General features: G+C 42.8%; 20 protein-coding genes, 1 pseudogene and 1 riboswitch. Of the genes and pseudogenes, 1 reads left to right on the top strand and 20 read right to left on the bottom strand.

Annotated elements, in window-relative coordinates; all coding sequences use genetic code 11:
* Positions 1-13 precede the first annotated feature (13 nt).
* The gene (locus tag GFC28_RS16870; protein WP_044742967.1) at positions 14-622 is read right to left on the bottom strand and encodes a succinate dehydrogenase cytochrome b558 subunit; all 609 of its coding nucleotides are present in this window, start codon (positions 620-622) and stop codon (positions 14-16) included.
* A 274-nt stretch (positions 623-896) separates the two neighbouring features.
* On the opposite strand from GFC28_RS16870, the gene GFC28_RS16865 reads away from it, so the two are divergent.
* Positions 897-1,352 carry a YslB family protein gene (locus GFC28_RS16865; protein ID WP_044742968.1) on the top strand — a complete coding sequence of 152 codons (456 nt, stop codon included), beginning with the start codon at positions 897-899 and terminating at the stop codon, positions 1,350-1,352.
* A gap of 405 nt (positions 1,353-1,757) precedes the next feature.
* On the opposite strand, the gene GFC28_RS16860 is transcribed toward GFC28_RS16865, so the two are convergent.
* From GFC28_RS16860 to GFC28_RS16765, 19 genes and pseudogenes are all read right to left on the bottom strand, one after another.
* Positions 1,758-2,978 (bottom strand): aspartate kinase, encoded by a 1,221-nt coding sequence (locus GFC28_RS16860; RefSeq protein ID WP_044742969.1) that lies wholly within the window; start codon positions 2,976-2,978, stop codon positions 1,758-1,760.
* 133 nt (positions 2,979-3,111) lie between these two features.
* Positions 3,112-3,290: riboswitch (Lysine riboswitch) on the bottom strand.
* 68 nt (positions 3,291-3,358) lie between these two features.
* Positions 3,359-5,131 (bottom strand): excinuclease ABC subunit UvrC, encoded by a 1,773-nt coding sequence (gene uvrC, locus GFC28_RS16850; protein WP_044742971.1) that lies wholly within the window; start codon positions 5,129-5,131, stop codon positions 3,359-3,361.
* A gap of 17 nt (positions 5,132-5,148) precedes the next feature.
* Positions 5,149-6,594, bottom strand: a complete 1,446-nt coding sequence (locus GFC28_RS16845) for a nucleoporin-interacting protein (protein WP_082063623.1) — start codon at positions 6,592-6,594, stop codon at positions 5,149-5,151.
* Between the two features lie 52 nt (positions 6,595-6,646).
* A complete protein-coding gene (locus tag GFC28_RS16840) occupies positions 6,647-7,570 on the bottom strand; it encodes an FTR1 family iron permease (protein WP_044742972.1) in 924 nt (307 codons plus the stop codon).
* Positions 7,571-7,593: 23 nt separating this feature from the next.
* Complete coding sequence (locus tag GFC28_RS16835) at positions 7,594-8,355, bottom strand: hypothetical protein (protein ID WP_044742973.1); 762 nt, start codon at positions 8,353-8,355, stop codon at positions 7,594-7,596.
* Between the two features lie 439 nt (positions 8,356-8,794).
* Positions 8,795-9,556: a glycosyltransferase family 2 protein gene (locus GFC28_RS16830; protein ID WP_044742974.1), complete on the bottom strand. Its 762-nt coding sequence runs from the start codon at positions 9,554-9,556 to the stop codon at positions 8,795-8,797.
* On the bottom strand, positions 9,516-11,012 hold the full coding sequence (locus tag GFC28_RS16825; RefSeq protein WP_044742975.1) for an alkaline phosphatase family protein: 1,497 nt from the start codon (positions 11,010-11,012) through the stop codon (positions 9,516-9,518). The genes GFC28_RS16830 and GFC28_RS16825 overlap by 41 nt, the downstream gene beginning before the upstream one ends.
* A 204-nt stretch (positions 11,013-11,216) precedes the next feature.
* Positions 11,217-12,161: an NAD-dependent epimerase/dehydratase family protein gene (locus GFC28_RS16820; RefSeq protein ID WP_044742976.1), complete on the bottom strand. Its 945-nt coding sequence runs from the start codon at positions 12,159-12,161 to the stop codon at positions 11,217-11,219.
* A 248-nt stretch (positions 12,162-12,409) separates the two neighbouring features.
* Positions 12,410-13,147 (bottom strand): annotated as a pseudogene (locus GFC28_RS16815) (LLM class flavin-dependent oxidoreductase); the annotation flags it as partial.
* A gap of 118 nt (positions 13,148-13,265) precedes the next feature.
* Positions 13,266-13,580 (bottom strand): thioredoxin, encoded by a 315-nt coding sequence (gene trxA / locus GFC28_RS16810; RefSeq protein ID WP_044742977.1) that lies wholly within the window; start codon positions 13,578-13,580, stop codon positions 13,266-13,268.
* Between the two features lie 222 nt (positions 13,581-13,802).
* Positions 13,803-14,780: an electron transfer flavoprotein subunit alpha/FixB family protein gene (locus GFC28_RS16805; protein ID WP_044742978.1), complete on the bottom strand. Its 978-nt coding sequence runs from the start codon at positions 14,778-14,780 to the stop codon at positions 13,803-13,805.
* A gap of 305 nt (positions 14,781-15,085) precedes the next feature.
* Positions 15,086-15,859, bottom strand: a complete 774-nt coding sequence (locus GFC28_RS16800) for an electron transfer flavoprotein subunit beta/FixA family protein (RefSeq protein ID WP_044742979.1) — start codon at positions 15,857-15,859, stop codon at positions 15,086-15,088.
* A gap of 79 nt (positions 15,860-15,938) precedes the next feature.
* Positions 15,939-16,712, bottom strand: a complete 774-nt coding sequence (locus GFC28_RS16795; RefSeq protein WP_044742980.1) for an enoyl-CoA hydratase — start codon at positions 16,710-16,712, stop codon at positions 15,939-15,941.
* A 24-nt stretch (positions 16,713-16,736) separates the two neighbouring features.
* Positions 16,737-17,321, bottom strand: a complete 585-nt coding sequence (locus GFC28_RS16790; protein ID WP_044742981.1) for a fatty acid metabolism transcriptional regulator FadR — start codon at positions 17,319-17,321, stop codon at positions 16,737-16,739.
* Between the two features lie 87 nt (positions 17,322-17,408).
* Positions 17,409-19,097, bottom strand: a complete 1,689-nt coding sequence (locus tag GFC28_RS16785) for an AMP-binding protein (RefSeq protein WP_044742982.1) — start codon at positions 19,095-19,097, stop codon at positions 17,409-17,411.
* Positions 19,098-19,454: 357 nt separating this feature from the next.
* Positions 19,455-19,862 carry a DUF350 domain-containing protein gene (locus tag GFC28_RS16780; RefSeq protein ID WP_044742983.1) on the bottom strand — a complete coding sequence of 136 codons (408 nt, stop codon included), beginning with the start codon at positions 19,860-19,862 and terminating at the stop codon, positions 19,455-19,457.
* Between the two features lie 15 nt (positions 19,863-19,877).
* Entirely contained in the window at positions 19,878-22,232 is a 2,355-nt protein-coding gene (locus tag GFC28_RS16775; RefSeq protein WP_156487551.1) for an endonuclease MutS2, read from the bottom strand.
* 5 nt (positions 22,233-22,237) lie between these two features.
* Positions 22,238-23,974 carry a DNA polymerase/3'-5' exonuclease PolX gene (polX, locus tag GFC28_RS16770; RefSeq protein ID WP_044742984.1) on the bottom strand — a complete coding sequence of 579 codons (1,737 nt, stop codon included), beginning with the start codon at positions 23,972-23,974 and terminating at the stop codon, positions 22,238-22,240.
* A 94-nt stretch (positions 23,975-24,068) separates the two neighbouring features.
* Positions 24,069-24,608 (bottom strand): CvpA family protein, encoded by a 540-nt coding sequence (locus GFC28_RS16765; protein WP_044742985.1) that lies wholly within the window; start codon positions 24,606-24,608, stop codon positions 24,069-24,071.
* Between the last annotated feature and the right edge of the window lie 4 nt (positions 24,609-24,612).

The following is a 24,612-nucleotide window of genomic DNA, read 5'->3' as shown; positions in this document are numbered from 1 at the left end:
TGCTAGTCGTGGATTAAGCGAATGCTAAAATGGCACGAATGCCAACGATTGAAAGCGCTACAAAGATGATCATCGTCACGTAAGTAAAAATTTGCTGTGAACGAGGAGTAACTGTTAATCCCCAGCTTACACAGAAGGACCATAGCCCATTCGAGAAATGGAACACCGTTGACAAAATACCGACAATATAAAAAGCAAGCATAAAAGGATTGTCAACAATGTTGGCCATCATGTCGTAGTTCACATCAGCTCCAAAAGCAGCTTGTACACGTGTTTGCCATACGTGCCACGTGACAAAAATGAGCGTGATGATTCCTGTCAGCCGCTGAAGCATGAACATCCAATTTCGGAAATATCCAAATCTGCCCACATTGTTTTGAGCGGTAAAAGCGATATAAAGTCCATAAATAGCATGAAACAGCAAAGGCAAAAAAATGATAAATATTTCTAAAAAATAGCGGAACGGTAAATGTTCCATAAATGATGCTGCCCGGTTAAATGATTCTGGACCTTTAGTCGCAAAGTGGTTCACTACTAAATGCTGGACTAGGAAAATTCCAACCGGAATAACCCCTAGTAATGAATGGAGTCGGCGGTAAAAAAATTCTCGATTTCCTGCCATATAGTATACCCCCTTTTTAAATAGTGATAATAAAAGATTTATGCACTCCCCATCCACACTAACTAAATGATTAATAGAACTGTAAATGCTTCCATTTCCATTAATCACGCGTCACATCCATTGTACTCCCACAATGTAGTAGCGTCAAGAAAACGAGTTCATAAAATGTTCAATCGTTTGAAAATTAAAACAATATTTGTGCAAAAATCGAAAGAAAAATACTGATTTCTTCTCATTGTTCGGCTATAATGTTTGATAGAAAGAGGGGAATTATGTGAAAACACATTCATTTCAGGAACACTATGAAGCATTACAGCACGTTGAAATTCCTTTATTTGGATATCATCTAATTCGAGAAGTCCTTCTTCCCGATTTGCTTGGCAAAGAAACCGACAGCATTTTATATTGGGCGGGAAAGCATTTAGCGCGCTGCTACCCCTTAGAAACATTCGATGACATCATTTTATTTTTTGAAAAAGCAGGATGGGGTACGCTCGCTGTCATCAAAGAACGCCAAGATGAATTAGAAATCGAGCTGACAGGGCCCGCGGTATCCGCTCGGATCGCCATGAATGCTCACTGTTCATTTCAGCTTGAGGCCGGCTTTCTCGCACAGCAGATTGAACAGCAAAAACGCTTCGTCTCGGAAGCATATGAGCAGCAAAAAAAGCGTGATCAAAAAGTGACTTTTACTGTGAAATGGGACCGTAAACACGAAATTGCTGAATAGACAGATTTTCTGCACCTTTTCAATTGTATTAGCCTATCGATGCACGACAGGAACAAAGGCAAGTATACGTATTTGCTTGCCTTAGACTGTTAACAAACGCTTCATCCTGCGTCACGGGCCTCATTCGTCGCTCATGAACGTTTGGGTTCGCTTCGCGTCTTCACTCGGCTGGCGTTTCTTGTCTGCCAAGCGCCTTCAAGCCAAACTGATGTAGAACTACCACTATGAATAGAAGAATTGTATAAAATGATGGTAGACAAAGTCGATTTTGACTTTGTCTACCACTTAAAGCAAGCATTTGCTTGCTTTTTTAGTCGAAGCAAGCCGGCGCAGCACGATTACGATTGAATGCACCTTCGGTCCCCAAACGCTTGCCATGATTTCCAGCAGTACAGTCTTGTCTGGTTATGAACGCACGGCGGCTTTTTCATCCAATTGAAACGCCGTATGCAACGCTTCTACTGCTGCAACCATATTTTCTTGAGACACGACGGTTGAAATTTTGATTTCGGACGTGCTGACCATTTTTATTTCAATCCCTTGATCCGCTAACACTTGAAACATTTGTGCAGCTACACCTGGATTAGAGATCATTCCTGAGCCGACAATCGATACTTTGGCCAGTTGGCTTTCATATTCTATCTTTGCTCCCTTGAATGATTCCAACACTTGCAAAGTCTCAGGCAAATCCTCTGTGCGAATGGAAAACGACACAGCTGCTGCTCCGCTATTGGTTGTATTTTGAATAATAATATCGACATTAATCCCGCGATTCGCTAACGCTGTAAAAACGGTTGGCAACATAGGCAACTCGTGCGGGAGCCCTTGGACCGTCACTTTTGTTACTTGATCTTCAAAAGCAATCCCTCTGACAATTAAATGCTGTTCCATTGAAACATCCTCCTTTACCGTTGTTCCGCTCTCTTCCTCCATACTCGAACGAACTTCCAGCAATACTTGATAATTTTTAGCAAACTCTACAGCCCGCGGATGAAGCACTCCTGCTCCAAGATTGGCCAGCTCTAGCATCTCATCATAGGAAATTTCCTCTAGCTTTTTCGCTGCTTTTACATAGCGCGGATCGGTAGTAAACACTCCTGTCACATCTGTATAAATATCGCACTTATCCGCTTGTAGAGCGGCCGCTAAAGCTACAGCTGTCGTGTCAGAACCGCCGCGACCAAGAGTCGTGATATCTCCCTTTTCCGTCACTCCTTGAAAACCAGCCACAATGACGATTTGTCCTGCTTGCAAATATTGATGAATTCTCGTTGTGTCGATATCTATAATGCGAGCATTACCATGAACAGTCTCTGTCTTGATTCCAGCTTGCCAGCCCGTTAAAGAAACAGCTGCATACCCCTTTTCTTGCAAAGCCATCGCTAATAGGGCAATACTCACTTGCTCCCCTGTCGAAAGAAGCATATCCATCTCCCGCTTGCTAGGTTGGGACGTTAGCTGTTTGGCTAAATCCACAAGCTGATTCGTCGTCTTTCCCATCGCTGAAACGACAACGACCACTTGATGTCCTTTTTGCACCTCGCTCATTACTCGATCAGCGACATGCTGAATACGTTCAATAGATCCTACAGACGTTCCGCCAAATTTTTGCACAATCATTCCCATTTTTCTCATCCCTTGTTCTTAAAATGTTGATTTCAGCATCTATACCGGTATAGAAACAAATAAAAAAACAGCAATGAGAGGCTTCTCATTGCTGTGCATAACGAAATAAGAAAAGAAACGAATTCGCTCCACACAGTGAGATAGCTCTCCAAGATGGGTCATCTTGACAGTCCTACATTTCTTAAACGCAGGACCAGCAGGAAAAGCAATGAGACTTCCCCCACTTCGGCGAGCCTCCCCTTTCGGCATTTTTCTTTGGAACCCATTTTCCTCCAAATGCCTACTCTTGAAGTTCGCGCCTCTATCTTCACTTCTGTGCTTAGAAGTGTATAAATATGCAATTAAGGTGATTGTATCAGCTTTTTCTCCAATTGACAATACTATTCTCGCAGCTTTTCATAAATTTTTTCAGCAACTGCGCGAGGAATCGCCGCTTTTTGCAGCTCCTCAATCGTCGCTTCTTTTATATTTTTTAAAGAGCCAAAATGCTTAAGAAGCGCTTTTTTTCGCTTTTCTCCAACTCCCGGAATGTGGTCAAGCGCGGACTGAAATAACGATTTTCCTCGCGTCTGGCGATGAAACGTAATAGCAAAACGATGGACTTCATCCTGAATGCGCTGCAGCAAATAAAATTCTTGGCTGTTTCGCGACAATGGCACGATTTGTGGTGGATCTCCCATGATTAATTCCGATGTGCGATGCTTGTCGTCTTTTACAAGACCGGCAAGCGGAATTTCCAAGCCCAACTCATTTTCTAACACATCGCGAACAGCCGCCAGATGTCCCTTTCCTCCATCAATTAAAATCAAATCCGGAAGAGGAAGGCGTTCCTTTAAAGCACGGCTATATCGCCGCCGTACAACCTCGCGCATTGATTCATAATCATCTGGCCCCTTCACAGTTTTAATTTTATATTTGCGATATTCTTTTTTCTCAGGCTTGCCGTCGATAAACACCACCATCGCCGAAACCGGATCAGCCCCATGGATATTAGAATTATCAAATGCTTCGATTCGATGCGGTGTTGGAATGTTCAACGCAACTCCTAAGTTTTCAACCGCTTTAACCGTTCGTTCTTCATCGCGTTCAATAAGATAAAACTTCTCTTTTAAAGCGATCGCTGCATTTTTACTCGCAAGATCGACCAGCTCTTTTTTCTTTCCTCTTTTCGGTTGAATAACAGGCACCTGGAGCAACTGCTCAGCCAAGCTTCCGTCAACCTCAAGCGGCAGGATTACTTCTTTTGGCTTAAAATGATTCTCCTTGGAATAAAATTGTCCTAAAAATGTGAGCAGCTCTTCATCGGGATCTTGATGCAGCGGAAAGATCGAAACATCTCGCTCGATTAGCTTTCCTTGACGAATAAAAAAGACTTGGACGCACATCCATCCTTTGTCATAGGAGTAGCCGAACACATCTCTGTTAACAAAATCCTTCATCGTCATTTTCTGTTTTTCCATCATCGCTTCAATATGCGCAATTTGATCACGGTATTCTTTAGCTCGTTCAAATTCAAGGGCTTCTGCTGCTTTGTTCATTTTTTCAACCAATTCTTTTTTTATGTCTTGGTGTCCCCCGTTTAAAAAACGGACAATCTGTTCCACTATTTCTTTATTTTGTTGTTCCGAAACCGAATAGATACACGGAGCGAGACATTGTCCCATATGATAATAAAGACAGGCGCGGTTCGGCAGGGACGCGCACTTGCGAAGCGGATACATGCGATCGAGCAATTTTTTAGTCTCATTTGCAGCCTGCACGTTCGGATACGGTCCAAAATATTTGCCGCGATCTTTTTTTACTTTTCTTGTAATAATGAGACGTGGATGCTCCTCAGCTGTAATTTTAATAAATGGATAGCTTTTATCATCTTTGAGCATGACATTATATTTTGGATCGTATTTTTTGATTAAATTCATTTCTAAAATAAGCGCTTCAATATTTGATGAGGTCACAATATATTCAAAATCCGCTATTTCATTCACAAGGCGCAGCGTCTTTCCATCATGCGTTCCAGTAAAATAAGAACGAACACGGTTTTTTAATACTTTCGCTTTTCCTACATAAATCACTGTGCCATTTTTATCTTTCATTAAATAGCAGCCGGGCTGCTCTGGCAAAACCGATAGCTTCTCTTTTAAGTGATCATGCATCATAATCACTCCAATGCTTAGTCTTTCCATTCATAAAGTGTAATTTTGCCGTATACCGGATCCGCCAGCTTACTTGAATCATACGTTTTGATTTTCCGCAAATGTCCGGTCAGCGATACACCTTGTGACTGGAATCCCTTCACTACATGATCCGTTATATAAATTTTAGCATGTGGATAGTTCGTTTGATGTTGTAAAAAAAATGAAAAATGCAAGGCTTGTTCATACGGAAAGGTAACACGAAGGTATTCGAGCACCCTCGCTTCTTCCCATGTGTACAAAACAAACCGTTCCTTCCTCTGTTGTAAATCATATGCTAATTGATAGGTGGCTGGCAAGTGTAAGGCTTGCTCACGCAAGTTCCATGTGCCAACAACAAGCTGGATCACAAGAACAGCGAGAGCAAACAGCTTCTTATACGCCGGCATCCCTCTGTCCAAAAAACGAAGCCATCCATAAAAAAGTAAAAAGTGAACAATGGGAAGAGCATGGCGCGGCTTCTCAATATTTTGAGCAAACAAAGCCCAAATCCCATACATAAAAATGCAAATAAGCAGCCAGCGCGGAAAAGAGAAGCGTCGGACAGAGTAAAACGCCCAAACGAATAACGCGATATATATTGTCAACAAGACGAGAGTACGACTAGAGAGACCAATCCAAACCATATTATGAAATAAAAAATAGCTTGTTCGCTCCCAAAGCGACTGCTGATCCGTTGCGGCCGTTCCTCCCCATTCCTGAAAATGCCCATTCGTAAACGAAAAAGCCAGTTTAATAAAGCTCATCAAGCCTCCTTCTGTCATAGCAACCCCTATGATCCAAATGGATTGAAACATGGCGGCCAAAAAAATAAATAGCAACAAACGGGAGATTTTTCGATATTTTCGCCAATCTTCATACCATACAAAAGCGAAAGCAAGGGCAAAAGGAGCATATGAAAGCCGGATGCCTAACAGCAAACTAAATACAAACAAAGACAATAGTTGAGCGTGCCAAGAAAGCCTTGTTTTGGCCCGCTCAATCGCCCATAGGTACCACCATAAAACCGCTAATGCCGCTCCGTCCGACATCGGCTGAAGACAAATCAATACGACATAACTAGCTGATTGCACTAGCACTGTAACAATCCATGCTTTTTCTTTTGAACTATATTGTGTTGCCAGCAAAAAAATGGGCACTGAAGCTGATGCGAGCATCATCACATTAAAAACGGATAAAGCTTTTGCCGGATTAGCGACAAACGAATGAACGAGCATTCCTCCCAAAACAAAATAAGGATAGCCAGGAAAATGAGGTTGCATCGCTAATAAATCATAGCGGTCTAAAGCAAAGGCAAAATCCACTTGGTCCCACGATGCAGCATATGGACTTGCATAGTAGATTTCAATTCCAAACAGCAAAACCAGTGCTAAAAAACCAAAATATGACATATATCGATGATTTCCCAGAAAATATTTTTTCATCTCATTCACCTTCACAAATGAAAAAGTACAAGACCTTTATGTCCTGTACTTTTTACATAATTTGCTTCGTTTTGGGTTCAAGCGTTTGCGAATCAGCGCTTGTTGGTTCCCCCTTTTTTGCGTGTCGACTATTAATGAGCAAAGAAATGACGACAAAATAACCAATATAAGCAACGATTTCTTCAAGAGAAGGCATCGCTGAATAGCCAAATAACGCTTTTAAAAAGACGCCGATGTTCCCTGAAAGCAGCGGATGCACCCCGTGATCACGAATATAGTGCTCATAATCAATAGGATGTTCAGGCAGCAGCCATGTTAAATCATATACATGAGGCATCACGCTACCAATAATATTTAAATCTTGCAGCATTGAAATCGCTTGAACGAGCAGACCGGCTGCAATCAATAGAATAAAAGCTCCTGTGACTTTAAAAAAGGTTTTGAGCGGAATGCGCATCGTTCCTTTAAAGAAGAAATAGCTTACTAGTGCAGCAAGCAGCACACCAGTAATGGCTCCCCAGCCTTGCATAGCGGCACTGATATTTCCTCCTGTGATGGCTGCAAAGAAAAAGACCGTTTCAACTCCCTCACGGAGCACCACTAAAAACGAATGGATCACCATCCCAATGACATTTCCTGTAGTAATAAAGCGATCCATCTTTCCTTCCATATTTCTTTTCATGTCGCGGCTATGCTCAGCCATCCAAAACACCATTTGTGTCAATAAGATGGTCGAAACAAGCATAATCGAAACTTTTAAATACATTTCGCTGCCCATTGCAGCAAACCCGGTAAAAACGACCTGAAAAAGAAGAGCCACTCCAGCACTTGCCAGCACCGCCAAGCCGGCCCCCAGCCATACATATTTCGTATATTTCGTATGATTCACTCTCTTTAAATAAGAGGTAATAATTCCGACGATAAGCAGGGCCTCTAATACTTCACGAAACGTAATTAACAGCGCTTGAACCTCCATCAGCAGCTCTCCTTTCTAAACGGTCAGTTTCGTTTCCGGCGCACGGCATAGATGACAACCGCAACAATAGCCGCCACTAATACAAGAAGCGGAAGCCAGTTTTTTACCTTCGATAAATCTGTCCATTCGTTTTGACTTGATGCCGTTTCCTTTTTTTCAGTGGCGTTCTCTGAAAAATGCCCAACTTTTAAGCTTTTCAATGCAAACTGCTTTTGCAGCGAGCTCAAAATCGTTTGTTCACTTTTTTTAAATTGCTCAACATTCGATTGTTTTTGACCGACGCCAAACAATCCCGGATTTCCTAATGATTGCAGCGCTTTATTAAACTCGTCCCGCAACCGTTGATCAAGCTCAGCGTCTTGCGATTGAACAGCGGGAGAAAGGGCTTCATATGTAGCAAACGCTTTCGCTAATAATCGTTTACTTGTTTCGTACTGGTCAAAATTCTCCTCAATATTTTCAAGACGGCGGGCAATATTTAAAACAAGAACTTTCTTCATATCTTTTATAGTCGCTTCTTTATCTTTTTTCTTAATATCAGCCAGCACCGTTTCCACTGGCTCCTCCCCCATATGCATCTCAATTTCTTCCTTCACCGTTTCAAAAATCGTTTTGGCTTCAGAAAAGTTTGGCGGCTCCTGATTCAGCTTTTCAGCCATTTGTTTATAAGCCTCTGCTATTTTTTCTTGATTTGGATCACCGTATGAATAAGCCAAAACATGGTCCGGAATGTAATTGAGAATGAATATCAATAACAAACAAAAAAATAAGCGCATCGCCTTCATCCAATGATCTCCTCCCACATATTCAATGATAATGATTATCACGATTCCTGTCAATCATGCACTGTATGCATTCATGCAACTTGATATTGATAGGTTTACCTCGATATAAAGCTTAGAGCTTTTTCCACCGTCGGGCATCCGAACAACAATGCTTGGCCAACCCACGAATAGGTCTGAAAGCCGTGCTGTTCCAATCTTCATCACGCGAATGCGTGACAAAAAGGCAAGCCTGTGGACCTGCCTTCCTACCATGGAGCTCGTTCAATCTTTCAGTTGCATTTTAGATAGACGACAGAGCCCATCACCCGCTTTTCGGCAGCCGACCATGCCGCGTTTGTCATACGGAGCTGCGGTTGAGAGAAATCTATCTTATTTACGGAAAAGAGCGAAGCCTCCCTTTCTGAGAAAAGCGCGTTTATCCATTCCGCGCTCTGTCCCGCTAGGAGCATTGCTTTTTAAGCATATCGGGCAATCGATGGGCTGTAAAGTCGATGTCGACTTTTTTTACAGGGCGCTTCATTTCTTTCCATATTGCCGGAAAAACCGCTGACATATAGGCCCAAAACTTAATAAACGAACGGCCCGTTGTCCTTGCTTTATAACGGATGGGCACTTCTTTCATCCGAAACCCTTTGCGAACTAAATGAAGGGTCAATACTTGGGCATAATTATAGTCATGAATAATATGCGCATGCTCCATTGCTTGGCGCGAAAAAGCACGCATACCCGACTGGCCGTCATAAATCCATGTTCGTAGGAGCAAAGATTGCAGACATGTGAAAAAATAATTGCCGATGCGGCGATGCCATTTCATTCCGCGAATTTCACCAAGAAAACGCGATCCCATCGTATAATCTGCCTCCCCTTTAAAAATAGGAGCCAGTAATTCCGGAATTTGCTCCGCTGGATACTCGTTATCCGCATCAATCATTACGCTAATATCAGCACCAAGGCGCAGGCATTCTTGCAATCCTTTTCTGACGGCCGCGCCAAGCCCGCAATTGCGCCCCATTTTGTATATATAGTCCGCTCCTGCTTCTTTAGCCACCGCTACTGTTTGATCGGTTGACCCATCATCAATCACTAATACGCTCACTTCTACAAGCGGATGGAAATGACGTGGTACTTTTTGTATCACCTCAGCAATAGCAGCTTCCTCATTATGCGCCGGTAGAAATACGATTACTTTCTGCTTTTTCATGATTTCCCTTCTTTCGTATCGCTTCAATCAGAACAGGTCCACGGCTATGGCTCGGATAGGGTGCTCCCAATAAATAAGCGATCGTTGGGGCAAGCGACACAAGACTATGCTTTTCTTCTACTTGTTTTCCGCTTTCTATAGTTGGTCCATACATAAAAAAAGGAACATATCGTTCACCTTCATCAAGATGACCATGTCCCCCAATTCCGTCTGATTGACCGTGGTCAGAGCAAATAATGAATGTGGCGTTTTGTAATTTTCCCTCTTTTTCGAGCCATTCGACATATTCTTGAATCAGAGCATCGGCCTCGGCGATTTTTTGAGCATATTCATCGTAAAATACACCGCGGCTGTGCCCTGTTTGATCTGTTGCAATCAACTGAATAATTAATAAATCAGGGTCTTGCTCCTTCATGATGAACTTGGCGCGTTCTATAATGTTTCGATCCGCAACATCATTCTTCATCACCGCGGTTACCGTTTCAACATCGTCGCCAAACGAATCAACAAGATGGGCAATTCCTAACAATCGGCCTTTTTTGCCAACTTTTCTAAGCGAATCAAAAATGCTTTCTACTTTTATGCCCAGCTTCCATACCATATTTGATTGAATGCCATGCTCAAATGGATATGTGCCCGTAAACATGGAAGTAAAACAAACGACCGTACGAGCTGGATAAACAGTCTCCATTTGCTTAAACTCCGTTCCGTTCTTGCGCAATGCTTTTAAAAATGGCGCTTCGGCTTGCTCAAAGCGGTCTTTCCGCATTCCGTCAATGACGATCACAATTACTTTTTCATTGAGTGCACGCTTCGGTTCTTCTACATTATTCGTGTAGGTAGGAATTACTTTCGGCTTCCAATCAAATAAATATTTATGGAGAATAAAAGAAAATAAAAAAACAAAAGCGTAATAAAGCCCGAGAGCTTCATATGAAATCATTTTCCAATCCATGCTGATCTGCTCATAGCTGTATTGCCAAAGGGACAATAGCAATAAAAATTTCGGAAGCTGTTCTTGGGCATTGCCGCTCGTCGAATCACTATTTTTTAATACAAGCTTCCAAAATCGAGTAAAATTCCACCAGGTTGTACCAATTCGCAAATGATAATAGAGCGTTCCCCAAAAAAAGACGGTAAAAAAGAAGTAGAGCCCGACAGCTAACAATAATAGCTTCACATCGGTAAATGGCCACACAAGCAAAAACACGATGTATGGAATCCATAAATAATTCCGCAAAAATAACGGATAATCATATCGGTAATACATCACAAAAAGCGGAAGCACAAGCAGCAAACCAAGCAAAAGCGGCTTTATATGCTCCCCTTGTCCGATATCCCTACTATGATAAAGCAGCATTGTACCAATGACAAAAATAGGGGTAAATGGCTTTCCTTCATTTAATAAATTCCAACAACGGGCTGCAATTTTTTCAAGCTTCGAGGCTTTTTTCATTTGAGTCCCCCTCCCCTTCCATTAACAAATGCATCTGGTTCACCGCCTTCAGAAAAAAATATCATAGCGTCAGCCAGATAAGCAAAAACAAATGTAAAAGCATGGGTAATGACCGCCATATGCATCATGCCAATGTGGCGCCATTGTTGTAATCACAAACATAAGTATAAGTCCTATCGTTCGTATGACCCATATATCTTGTATTTACGCCTCATATTCTCTCGCCCACTCAATCGTTTTTTCCAATCCTTTTTCAAATGGAACCGTTGGTCGATAATCGAAAGCCTGCTGCGCTTTGGTAATATCGGCCCATGTTTCTTTCACATCCCCCATTCGTTCTGATGCATAGTTTACTCTCATTTTTGGAAAATAAATCCGCAGCTTCTTTAACAATTGCTCCATTGTAATCGGCCGTCCCGAACCTAAATTAAACACATCGTTTGGTCCGTTGCGCTGCAAAGCTAAAACCATCCCGTCGACAATGTCATCAATAAACGTATAATCGCGCGCCGTCCTCGTTCCATACACCACAATTTCTTCCCCGCGAGAAAGCAGACGAATAAATCGGCTGATCGCCATATCCGGCCGTCCCCAAGGACCATAGACTGTAAAATAACGAAAAATGGTAAGCCGATAGCCAAATAAATGAGCATAAGCATGACAAAATGATTCTGCGCCGTACTTTGCGGCAGCATAAGGAGAAATAACGTTTCCTGTCGCCATCTCTTCCTTGAGTGGTACTCTCTTTTGATTGCCGTATACGGAGGAAGAAGAAGCGAACAAAACATGCTTGGCCCCTGAGCGTCCCGAAGCAGCTAAAACATTAATCGTCGCTTTAATATCATAATCAACATAATCAAGCGGCTGTAGCAAAGACTTTGGAACGCCAGGCAAAGCCGCTAAATGATAAACACAATCGGGCTGATATTGCTTAAAAATGGATTCAGTCCGTTTCTCGTCAAGCAAATCTACGTCATATAGATGCACATCGTATCCGCTTGTCAAAACCTGAAATTGCCTCCGCTTTCGTTCTGGAGAATAATAAGGATGGAAATTATCAATCACCGCAACACGATGTCCGAGAGAAAGGAGTTTTTTTACGAGGTGACTGCCAATAAAGCCAGCTCCTCCTGTTACTAAAACATTCAATGACTTCACCCCACTACACTTTTCCCCATTCATCGTACCACAACAAGAAAGCAAAGACACGATATTCCGTTTCTAACAGCAAAAGCGTCCTTATCTCCAAACAGATTGTGATTCAAAAATGAAGCTTCATTGCAAATCGATTATAGAGAGAATAATAATCAATGTCAATAATCACCATCACATCTCTTAGATTGATTTGATCCAAACAGAAAAGAGCCTGTTGATAAAAAGCAGGCTCCTTTTCCTATTTAAACTTTAATAAAAGATGGGAAAAATTCGTTTCCAATCACTTCTCCTTGAACGACTGCTTGTTTTTGTTTACTGTGATGGAGTGGTATAGTAATTCCGCTACGCGATAGGCCTTCTCAAGATGAGGATAACCTGATAGAATGAAATGTTTAATCCCTAATTGATGGTATTCTAATAAACGACGGGCTACCGTTTGCGGATCCCCTACTAAAGCTGTTCCCGCCCCGCCTCTTACAAGACCAATTCCGGCCCATAAATTCGGGCTAATTTCCAACGACTCTCTCCGGCCGTTATGCAGCTGCTTCATTCTTTGCTGACCGATCGAATCATAGCGAGAAAATACCTGCTGTGCTTCTTGAATGGTTTTTTCATCTACATATTGAATCAAGCGATCCGCTGCTTCCCACGCTTCTTTTTCCGTTTCACGCCCAATGACATGAAGGCGAATGCCAAATTCGATATTTCTTCCGTGCTGTTCCGCTAATTTTTTCGCACTCGCAATTTTCTGTTCCACTTGTTTCGACGGCTCCCCCCCATGTCAAATAGACATCACTATGCTTGGCAGCTACACGCTGGCCGGCTGATGACGAACCTCCGAAATAAATCGGCGGATGAGGTTTATTTACAGGCGGAAACAGCCGTTTTGCTCCCTCTATCTTCGAATCTGGTCCCTGTGCTGTATACATATGATGAATGGAACGGTATGTGTCAACCTTCACAGCCGGAAGCTCAAACTTACAGCAAATGATCCTTTTCGCCACGTATGACACAAACATTAACCTGTCACATGTCATCTATATAGTCAAAAAAAAGAGACTCAGCCAAGCGGAGTCTCTTTGTAAAGCATGTTTGCTATTACAGATGCTTTTCTAATAGTTGGGCAAGCGCTTCCTTCGGTTGGAAACCAACTGTTTTATCGACAACATCGCCATCCTTGAATACCAACAAAGTCGGGATGCTCATTACACCATATTTAGATGCCGTTTCTTGATTTTCATCAACATTTACTTTAACAATTTTTACTTTATCGCCCAAGTCTTCAGCTAATTCTTCTAATACTGGCGCAATCATGCGGCAAGGTCCGCACCATGGAGCCCAGAAGTCCACTAATGTAACCCCTGTGCTTGTTTCAGTTGTAAATGTTTGATCAGTCGCATTGACAATCGCCATTATTTCATTCCTCCTACTTTCATAATAAATGTGAATGTTGCGCGACGAAACTCGGCGTTTTTTCTCATCCAATCGCTTTTCAGCTACACATCTGTAAGAAGTATATCACTTTATAACAGAAGGTGCTAACTTTTTGCTTCAGTTCTAATATTTGCTTTCAGCCAATAATTATAACAAAAAAAACGAGCAAAGCCGATAGAACTTTGCCCGTTTTCTTAAAACTTAGGAGTGAACTTTTAGCTTTTTGAATTCCTCTGTCAGCAACGGCACCACTTCAAATAAATCCCCTACGATTCCATAATCGGCTACCTTAAAGATATTGGCTTCTGGATCTTTGTTAATCGCAACAATCACTTTTGAATTGGACATGCCAGCTAAGTGCTGAATCGCCCCTGAAATTCCGCAAGCAATATATAAATCTGGAGTGACTACTTTACCGGTCTGCCCGATTTGTAAGGAATAATCGCAATATCCGGCATCGCATGCTCCCCGCGAGGCTCCCACAGCTCCTCCAAGAACATCAGCTAATTCTTGAAGCGGCTTAAATCCTTCCGCACTTTTCACTCCGCGTCCGCCAGCCACAATGACCTTCGCTTCTGATAAGTCAACGCCTTTCGCTGTTTTGCGCACAACCTCTTTCACAATTGTTCGCAAGTCTTTAATGTCAACAGACAGGCTCTCTACATTGCCAGAGCGAGCATCGTCGCGAGAAAGGGCTGAAATATTGTTTGGACGAATCGTCACAAAGATGTGGCCATCTGTCACTGTCTTCTTTTCAAAGGCTTTTCCGGAGTAGATAGGACGCGTAAATAGGAGTTCTCCATCTTTTTCTTCAATAGCAACAACATCTGAAATTAATCCAGCATTCAGCTTAGTTGCTAATTTTGGCGATAAGTCCTTTCCAAGAGCAGTGTGCCCAAATACAATTCCTTCTGGCTTTTCGGCATCAATCGCTGCCATTAGTGCTTGACCATATCCATCTGGTGTGTACGTTTTTAATTGATCGCTTTCCACGACAACCACACGATCGGCGCCGTAAGCAATCAGTTCATTGGCATAAGCTTGGACGCTTTCTCCTGCTAATACAGTGACAACCTCTCCGCCTTGGGCAATCGTTTTAGCTGCCGCAATGGCCTCAAATGATACATTTCTTAATGATCCGTCACGAATTTCCGTTAATGCTAATACTTTTCGAGTCATATTGGATCCCCCCGTATGTGAAAAATAGGCTGTTTTGCTATGCCATTCGGTTTTGTTCAAAGTGATCTACCCACCACCACCTACGCTTCGCTTAGAGGAGGGGGCTTCAAGCGGCTTGTGCGTGTTCGCTGAACGGTAAGCCACACACAAGAACCCTTTCGCTTCCCTTCGTTCCGAAGGAGTCCGTTCGAACGATAGAGCATCCTATCCGTTGGCGATTGCCAATCGAAATTCATCTCCCCACCTACTCGCTGGCCTGTCGCCCTTCACGTTCCTTGAAGATGGAGACTTCTTTTGGAAAGCGGTTAAATTACTTTCGCTTCTGTGCGCAAAAGCGTTACAAGCTCCTTCACTTGCTCCTCTAATTCTCCTTGAAGAATTTTCCCCGCTTCTTTTTTCGGCGGCAAGAAAATTTCCACTGTTTTTGTTTTTGGCTCTACATCCTCTTCTTCGAGATCAAGATCATCTAATTCTAATTCATCAAGCGGTTTCTTTTTCGCTTTCATGATTCCCGGCAACGAAGGATAGCGAGGCTCGTTAAGCCCTTGTTGTGCTGTCACTAATAACGGAAGCGAGGCTTCGATGACTTCCTCATCGCCTTCTACATCGCGGACAACCGTCGCTTTTCCACCGTCGATCTCAAGCTTTGTAATGGTGGTTACATAAGGAATGCCAAGCATTTCTGCTACGCGCGGACCTACTTGCCCTGATCCTCCGTCAATGGCAACATTGCCCGCGAGAATCAAATCCGGCTGCTTATCTTTTAAAAATTCCGCAATAATTTTCGCGGTTGTATATTGATCGCTTTCTTCAACATCGTCTTCTGTATTGATCAAGACCGCTTTATCGCATCCCATAGCAAGAGCGGTTCGCAATTCTTTTTCAGCTTCTTCATTGCCGACCGTCACGACAGTAATCTCTCCTCCGAGCTTATCGCGCACTTGGATCGCTTCCTCAATCGCATACTCATCATATGGATTGATGATGAATTCTGCTCCATCTTCATTGACTTGGCCATTTTGAATGACAATTTTTTCTTCTGTATCAAATGTGCGTTTCATTAAAACAAAAATATTCATGGAAAGCCCTCCCTGTGTGTTTATCAAACATTTGTTCACTTTTAAATATTCTGTAAATTAAAGGCAATAAAGAGCGTTTTCACTTTCCTTGGAATTGCGGCGGGCGCTTTTCAATGAACGCTTGCACACCTTCTTTTCCATCTTCGGATACAAATACCTTGCCGAACAGCTCCGCTTCAAGCTGTACTGCTTCATGAAAAGGCTGCGATTTTGCCGCATTAAGCAGTTCAAGCGTCGCGCTTATCGATACAGGGCTCTTTTGTGCGATTTTATTGGCTAATGCCGACGCTTCCTGCAGCAGCTGTTCTTCTGGTACAGCTTTATTCGCTAATCCCCACTGAACAGCTTCCACTCCCGTGATCGGTTCAGCCGTCCACATCATTTCAGCCGCCTTTCCAATCCCTACATAGCGTGTTAAGCGCTGTGTTCCTGCAAATCCCGGAATAAGACCAAGCTGGAGCTCTGGCAATCCAAGCTTTGCATTTTCAGCCACAATGCGAATATGGCAACCCATCGCCAGCTCCAATCCGCCACCAAGAGCAGCACCATGAATAGCGGCAATAACTGGCTTTGGAAACTGTTCAAGCTTCTCCATTACCTGCTGTCCGGCACGCGCCAACTCCGTTGCCTGCTCCCTTGCACCAATGGTTGTAAATTCTTTAATATCAGCACCAGCTGAAAAAAATCTACCTTCTCCGTGAAGTAAAATCACACGAACGCGTTCATCGTCCTTCAACTGATCCAGCAGTTTTGAAAGCTCTTTCAAAACGGCGGACGACAATGCGTTCGCAGGAGGACGAGAAAAAGTGACAGTTGCAACCAATTCCTCCGTATTGACCTTCAAAAACTCCATATTTTCCTCTCCCCTTTACAAAAATCAAGAGGCTGAACAGCCTCTTATTAGCAGCTCATGAACCGGTTTGGCCAAAGCGGCCAAGTCATACTTCTGTTCATTCATCACCCACGTTGTCACCGTTCCGTCAATTGTTCCAAAAATCATCTGCCTTGCTAAGCGGACATCCAAGTCACTGCGAAACTCGCCAGACTCTATTCCTTCATTAATGATTTGTTCCACTACCCGCAAATAACCTTTCAGCACTTCATTAATACGAGTGCGCAATTCTTTGCTTGATTGACGCAATTCAAGCTGGGTTACAATCGCCAAGTGATGATCAGCTGACAGAAGCTCAAAATGTTTTTTAACTAACATATATAACTTCTCTGAAGCACTCGAAATTCCTTCAATTTCTTTTTGAATTTTTTCAATAAACGAACCCATTTTTTCTTGAAAAAGTGACACAAGAATATCTTCTTTATTTTTAAAGTAGAGATAGATGGTTCCATCGGCTACACCTGCTTGCTTAGCGATTTTCGAGACTTGTGCATGGTGATAGCCGTTTTCGGCAATTACAATGACTGCCGCTTCAATAATTTGCATAAATTTTGGACTGTTACGTTTCAATCGTCATTCCCCTTCTTCAAACATGAATGAATAATCATTCATGTTTTAATTTTAAAAATTATCTCATCTATTTGTCAAGAAAAAAAATTATCCAAGCTTTGCCTCTCCTTTTTTTGTTTCTTCTTCAATTAATGCGCGGCGTAAAATCTTTCCGACCGCCGTCTTTGGCAGTTCTTTGCGAAATTCATAAATGCGCGGTACTTTATAGGATGCTAGCTTGCTTCTCATAAATTCATTCAATTCTTCCTCCGTGCAATTCATCCCTTCTTTCAAAACAACAAACGCTTTAACGGTTTCTCCGCGATATTCATGCGGAACTCCGACCACAACCGCTTCGCGAACCTTCGGATGCTCATACAAAACTTCTTCTACTTCTCGCGGATAAATATTATATCCACTCGCAATAATCATATCTTTCTTGCGATCCACAATGAAGAAATATCCTTGTTCATTCATGTAGCCAATGTCACCTGTATAAAGCCACCCATCGCGCAGTGCGCTCTCTGTTTCAAACGGCTGGTTCCAATAGCCTTTCATCACTTGTGGCCCGCGGACCACAAGCTCGCCAATCTCGTTCATATCCGCTTCCTCGCCCGTTTCTAAAGAAATGATTTTTGCTTCTGTATCAGGCCACGGGACACCGATGCTTCCTTTCACGCGCTCCCCATCCCATAAAAAGTTGGCATGAGTAACTGGCGAAGCTTCCGTTAAACCATATCCTTCAATCACTTTCCCACCTGTAAGCGCTTCAAATTTTTCTTGCACTTCCACTGGAAGAGAAGCCGATCCGCTAATGCACGCTTTAATGGATGATAAATCATATTTTGATAAATCGGGGTCATTTAGTAAGGCAATATACATCGTTGGGGCCCCTGGGAACAACGTCGGTCTTTTCTTTTCAATCGTTTTTAATGTCGTCTTAATATCGAATTTCGGCAGCAAAATCATCTTATAAGCTTGCATAATCGATAAATTCATAATGGTTGTCATTCCATACACGTGAAAAAACGGCAATACTCCTAAAATGGTTTCTTCTCCTTTCGGACAGCGATACATCCAGTGAACGCACATAAGTGTGTTAGCGATTAAGTTGTGATGGGTCAGCATCGCTGCTTTAGGAAACCCTGTGGTGCCGCCTGTATATTGTAGCAAGGCTACATCCTCCATCGGATCAATCTCCATATGAATTTCTTCCTTTTGGACCGTCGCCATGATCGTTTCCCATCGATGTTGGTGGTCTCGCTCTTCAATGCGGACAAGGGGTTGCTTTTGCTTTTTTTGAACGAATGGATAGAGGATTTTTTTGAAAAGCGGCAAATATTCCTGAAGCCTTGTGACAATCACATGCTTTAATGGCGTCGCTCCCTTCACCTTCATTACTTTCGGATATAAAATGTCCAATGTGATGATGATGCTTGCTTCACTATCTTTAAGCTGATATTCCAGTTCTCTTTCCATATAAAGAGGATTCGTTTGAACGACAATTCCGCCAGCCAATAAAACTCCATAATAACTAATTACGGCCTGCGGACAATTAGGCAACATGATCGCCACCCTGTCTCCTTTTGCCAAGCCAATCTCAAGGAGGTAGCGCGCCAGTTTCAGTGACTGCTCATAAATATCGTGAAACGTTAATCGTTTTCCTAAAAAATCAATTGCCTCTTTTTGTCCAAACTGAGCTGCTGTTTCTCGCAAATAATCAGTCAACGTTTTCTGCGGATAATCCAGATGATGCGGGATTTGTGGGGGATAGTGGGCAAGCCAAGGTTTTTCCATCGTATCTCCTCCATTTTTGATAATTCTGACGATTTATTTTCATTTTATTACATTTTTTAAAAAATTACATTAAAAAAATAGCCTGTGTTACAGAATCGTCTTCATCTCAACATAATGAAGGGCCCCCGCGGTGCTAGCTGATCATGTGCTGCATCAGCCTTTATCGCCGTATAAGCAGGCGATAAACCCATTTCGTATCTGACATCACAAGTCGTTCATTAGAAAAAATAAAGCGCCTACTTGATGTAGACGCTTCTCATATAAAAAAGAGCCAATATATAACACCGATCACAAGAAATACGCCACATAATACAAACAATACCTTTGCCAATGTTTCCATCTGATTAACTCCCCGTTCTAGCGAATGCTTTCCCCAATCACAAATGATAAGCCAATGGAAATGATCATCGAAATCAGTCCAACTGCCCGATTATCTTTAGAAATTTCTTCATCAATGTTAAATTTCGGCGTTAAAAATTCATAAATAAAGTAAGCCACTAGCAGCAAAATAAAGCCGTAAACGCCCCAGCCAATCACCGATAAAAGGGATTCGTGATGATTGATGGCATATCGGAAAATGTTAGCGATGCCAAAAATTTTTCCGCCTGTCGCCATAGCCACGGCTACATTCCCATTTTTTATTTCGTCCCAATTTTTATATTTTGTCACTAATTCAAATATGGCTAAAAAAACTACCATACATAAAACAGCCACACTAAAATTTGCAGCAATCTTCACGATTTCATTTTCCCAAAAGGAGTTCATGGCTTTCTCCCCTTACTATTTCAATTCGACAATGGTGACGCCTGTACCGCCCTCCGTAGCTTCTCCGAAGCGAATGCTTTTCACAGAACGATGCTTTTTCAAAAACTCTTGTACTCCTTTGCGCAGCGCACCTGTTCCTTTTCCGTGAATAATCGCTACACGTGGGTATCCAGCCAGCAGAGCATCATCAATGTATTTTTCAACGCGAACAATCGCATCCTCATATCGTTCGCCGCGCAGATCAAGCTCTAAACCAACATGGTACTCCTTCCCTTTTACTGTTGCTATCGGCTTCGTTTCGGTTTGTTTGGCATTCCCGATATATTCGAGATCTTTTTCCTTCAGCTTCATTTTTAAAATACCAAGCTGCACTTGCCATTCATCGTCAGAAACTTTTTCGAGTAAATATCCTTTTTGATTTAAATGGATCGCTTTGACCTCATCTCCTGGCTGGAATTGGCGAGTTGTCCGTTTAATCGCTATCTTTTTGCGTCCATCCATTGCCGGCATCGCCTCTTCTAATCGTTTTTTTGCTGCAATTAATTCATGATCCTTAATTTGTGCCAGCTTTTCCTTTTGCATATGCCGCAATTCCCGAATCACTTCATCCGCTTCCCGCTGTGAAGCTCTAATAATTTCTGCTGCTCTTCGTTTCGCTTCATCTATCCATTCATCGCGTTTTTCGTTTAAGTCTTCCCATTTTTTCTCCCATTCGCCGCGAAGCTGTTCAGCTTCCCTACGCACGGCTTCCGCTTTTTGTAATTCTTCCTCTGCCTGCTTTTTGCTTTGCTCAAGCGAGGCAATCATATTCTCAATCTTATTGCTTTCCACGCTGATCTGTGACTTAGCGCGATCAATAATCGCTTCCGCTAATCCAAGCCGCTTCGATATTTCAAATGCGTTGCTTCGTCCCGGCACACCGATTAACAGCTTGTACGTTGGACTTAGCGTATCAATGTCGAATTCCACGCTCGCATTCATGACACCGCTGCGATTATAGCCGTAAGCTTTTAATTCCGGGTAATGAGTGGTCGCTACTACTCGTGCTCCACGCTCATACACCTCATCCAAAATAGCAATCGCCAATGCCGCTCCTTCTTGAGGATCTGTTCCTGCTCCAAGCTCATCAAATAAAACAAGGCTCTCGTGGTCCACCTCCCGCAAAATCTCCACAATGTTGACCATATGAGAAGAAAAGGTACTTAAGCTCTGCTCAATGGATTGCTCATCACCAATATCAGCGTAAACAGAGCGAAATACAGCCAGCTCGGAGCCATCAAGAGCAGGGACAAAAAGACCGGCCTGCGCCATCAAAGTTAATAAACCGATCGTTTTTAATGTGACCGTCTTTCCTCCTGTATTTGGTCCTGTAATGACAATTGTTGTATACTCCTTGCCAAGCTCGATATCGTTTGGGACAACAATATTCGGGTCAATGAGCGGATGGCGCGCTTTTAATAAACGAATATACCCTTCATGGTTCATTTTCGGTTTTGCTGCGCTTATTTTTTTTGCATACTTTGCTTTAGCAAAAATGAAATCAAGCTCCGCTAGGCAATCGACATTGGTCAAAAGCACATCGGCATGCTCTGCCACTTTTGTTGTCAGCTCTATTAAAATTCGCTCAATTTCCTGTTTCTCCTTCACCCGCGCTTCCTGAAGCTGATTGTTCAAATCAACCACCACTTGCGGTTCAATAAATAAGGTCGCTCCCGAAGATGATTGGTCATGGACAATGCCGCCGTATGCATGGCGATATTCTTGCTTAACTGGAATCACATAGCGGTCGTTGCGAATGGTAATAATCGCATCTGACAACATTTTTTGCGCTGAAGATGACCGAATCATGCTTTCTAGCCTTTCCCTTACTCTTGCTTCTGTCGTGCGGAGCTGTTGACGAATCGAGCGCAACCTGTCGCTAGCATGATCTAGTACCTCTCCATGATCATCAATACAGCGCTTAATCGCCTGCTCCACCTCTGGGACGGCCACCATTTGCTGAGCATATTGCAGCAAATGCAAAATCCCTTCCTTTTCGTCGTTTAGCGCTTCAATAAATTGTTTCATTTGTCTGCTCGCATAAATAGTGCTAGCAATGTCCAACAGTTCATGGGCGCTTAGTGTTCCGCCAATTTTCGCTCGCTTTAAGCTTGAACGAATATCAAAAATTCCGCCAAGCGGAGCATGTCCGCGCAGCCGCAATGCCAAAACCGCTTCGTCCGTCTCTTCCTGCCACTGAACGACTTGAGCAAAATCGGATGAAGGAACAAGCCTTTCCACTTTTTCTCTTCCTAATGAGGAAGAAACATGCTCCAACAGCTGTGCTTTTACTTTATCGAATTCTAGTGCTTTCAACATTCGTGCCTGCACTGGTGTCACCTCTTCCGTTCGTGATTGTACTCATGGCGGCGTAAAAATTCCTGCAGCTTTTCAAGCGGCCATGTATTCATCACCGTTTCTTTGCGAATCCAACCTTTGCGCGCAGCCGCAACCCCCACCTTCATATCATCAAGCATCTGCAGGTGATGGGCATCTGTATTAATAGCCACTTTTACTCCTGCTTCCTGCGCTTTTTTTAAGTAGGCATAGGTTAAATCGAGACGATGGGGATTGGCGTTCAGCTCAAGGGCTGTATTCGTTTCCTTGGCTAATTCAATCAGCCTATCGATATCAACCGCATAACCGCTGCGCCGCCCAATCAGCCGTCCCGTTGGATGAGCAATTAAATCGACATGAATATTTTCGAAAGCCGCCTTTAGCCGCTTCATGATCGTCTCTTGATCTTGAGAGAATCCCGTATGAATGGCAGCAATCACAAAATCTAAATCTTTCAATACATCGTCATCGTAGTCAAGCGTTCCATCTGGCAAAATATCCATTTCAATGCCTGCTAAAATAGTAAAATCGCGATATTTTGCATTTAAACGTTCAATTTCTTCCCTTTGTCTCTTCAGACGTTCCACCGTTAAACCGTTGGCTACCCTCAAAAATTGGGAGTGATCGGTAATGGCCATGTAATGGTAGCCTTTTTTTCGGCACGCTTCTGTCATTTCTTCAATGGAGCAAGCGCCATCGCTCCAAGTTGAGTGCATATGCAAATCGCCGCGAATATCAGATAGCTCAATGAGTGGATAATCTTTCTGATATTTTTCAACCTCGCTTCCATCTTCCCTCAGCTCAGGAGGAATAAACGGCAGCTGAAAATGAGCAAAAAGCTCTTGCTCGCTTGCAAATGTCATGACTCTCCCTGTTTCTACTTGTTCAACCCCGTATTCACTGATTTTTTCGCCTCGTTCTTTCGCCAGTTGCCTCATGCGAACATTGTGTTCTTTAGAGCCTGTAAAATGATGCAGAGTTGTCGCAAACTGTTCTTCAGTCACTAAGCGAAAATCAACAGCAATTTCATATTCATAACGAAGCTGCAACGAAACTTTCGTATCTCCTTTGGCAATAATTTGCGAAATATGGGCAAGTTGCAGCAGTTGTTCACGCACCTTCTCCGGACGTTTCGTCGCAATTATAAAATCTAAATCCTTTACCGTTTCTTTCATGCGCCGCAGGCTACCAGCACGGGAAAAACGAATGATTTCTTTCATTTCTCTAAGCTGTGCCTCAATCTCTTCCGCAATAGGCAAGACAGCAGCAACAGGCAAGCGCTCGGGACGCGCCCCCACCTCTTCAATGGCGGCAAGAATTTTATCCTCTGTTTTTTTTCCGAATCCAGGAAGCTTTTGAACACGCTGTGCCAGACAAGCAGCTTTGAGAGTAGCCATATCCGTTACACCCATCTCTTGGTACAACTTTGCAATTTTTTTCCCTCCAAGTCCTGGAATCTTTAAAAGAGAAAGAAGACTATCGGGAATTTCCTTCTGCAATTCTTCAAGCGTTTTAGAGGTTCCCGTCTCGAGAAATTCAGTAATCACAGCCGCTGTTCCCTTTCCGATGCCAGCCAATTTCGTAAAGTCATCCATTTCCGTTAGGCTGCGCTCATCCGTCTCTAAAGCGTTAGCGGCTTTGCGAAAGGCAGAAACTTTAAATGGGTTTTCTCCTTTGATTTCCATATATAAAGCAATCGTTTCTAGTAAATGAATAACATCTTTTTTATTTTTCATTTGAAACACCACCTGTCCGTACCATTCCCTACAAAAATGATACAGGTTTTCTTGGAAAAACACAAAAAACTTCTCTACTCTCATAGAGAAGTTACTACGATATGTAGCGAATCCACATATGCTTCAGCATATCCGATAAAAAAGGAGTATGCTTGACAATCGCACCTGCCATCAAAGAATTCTGCAATTGAGCCTGCCAGCTTTCAATCGGAATAAGAGCTCCGATATACAGCAATAAAAAGACAAGCAAATACACCTCGACAAATCCAAGAGCTCCGCCCGCCCAGCGGTTGATGCTTCTTAAAAGAGGCAGTTGTGCAACAAAATCAAGCATCGAGCCGATGATTTGCATCACAATTTTTGTCGCAAAAAATAAAAGGGCAAACGCCATTGCTCGATAATATGCCTCATCAAGGTGAGCGCTTTCAAATAGCATCTTTACCGTCTCTGGATCTCCAAAGGAAGGATATGGAATCCACAATCGCAGCGTCGGCACCAATTTTTCATAATTCATATAGGCAATAATAAAAGCAATCAGAAAACCTGCCATATGGATAAACTGCAAAATAAATCCTCGCTTTAATCCGATCATAAACCCTGTTAAAAGGATGAAAAGCAATACGACATCCACCATGGAA

Origin of the sequence: Anoxybacillus sp. B2M1 (assembly GCF_001634265.1) — a bacterium.
Lineage (GTDB): Bacteria > Bacillota > Bacilli > Bacillales > Anoxybacillaceae > Anoxybacteroides > Anoxybacteroides rupiense.
Note: the sequence above shows the minus strand (reverse complement) of the source record. Positions and strands in the feature narration are given on the sequence as shown.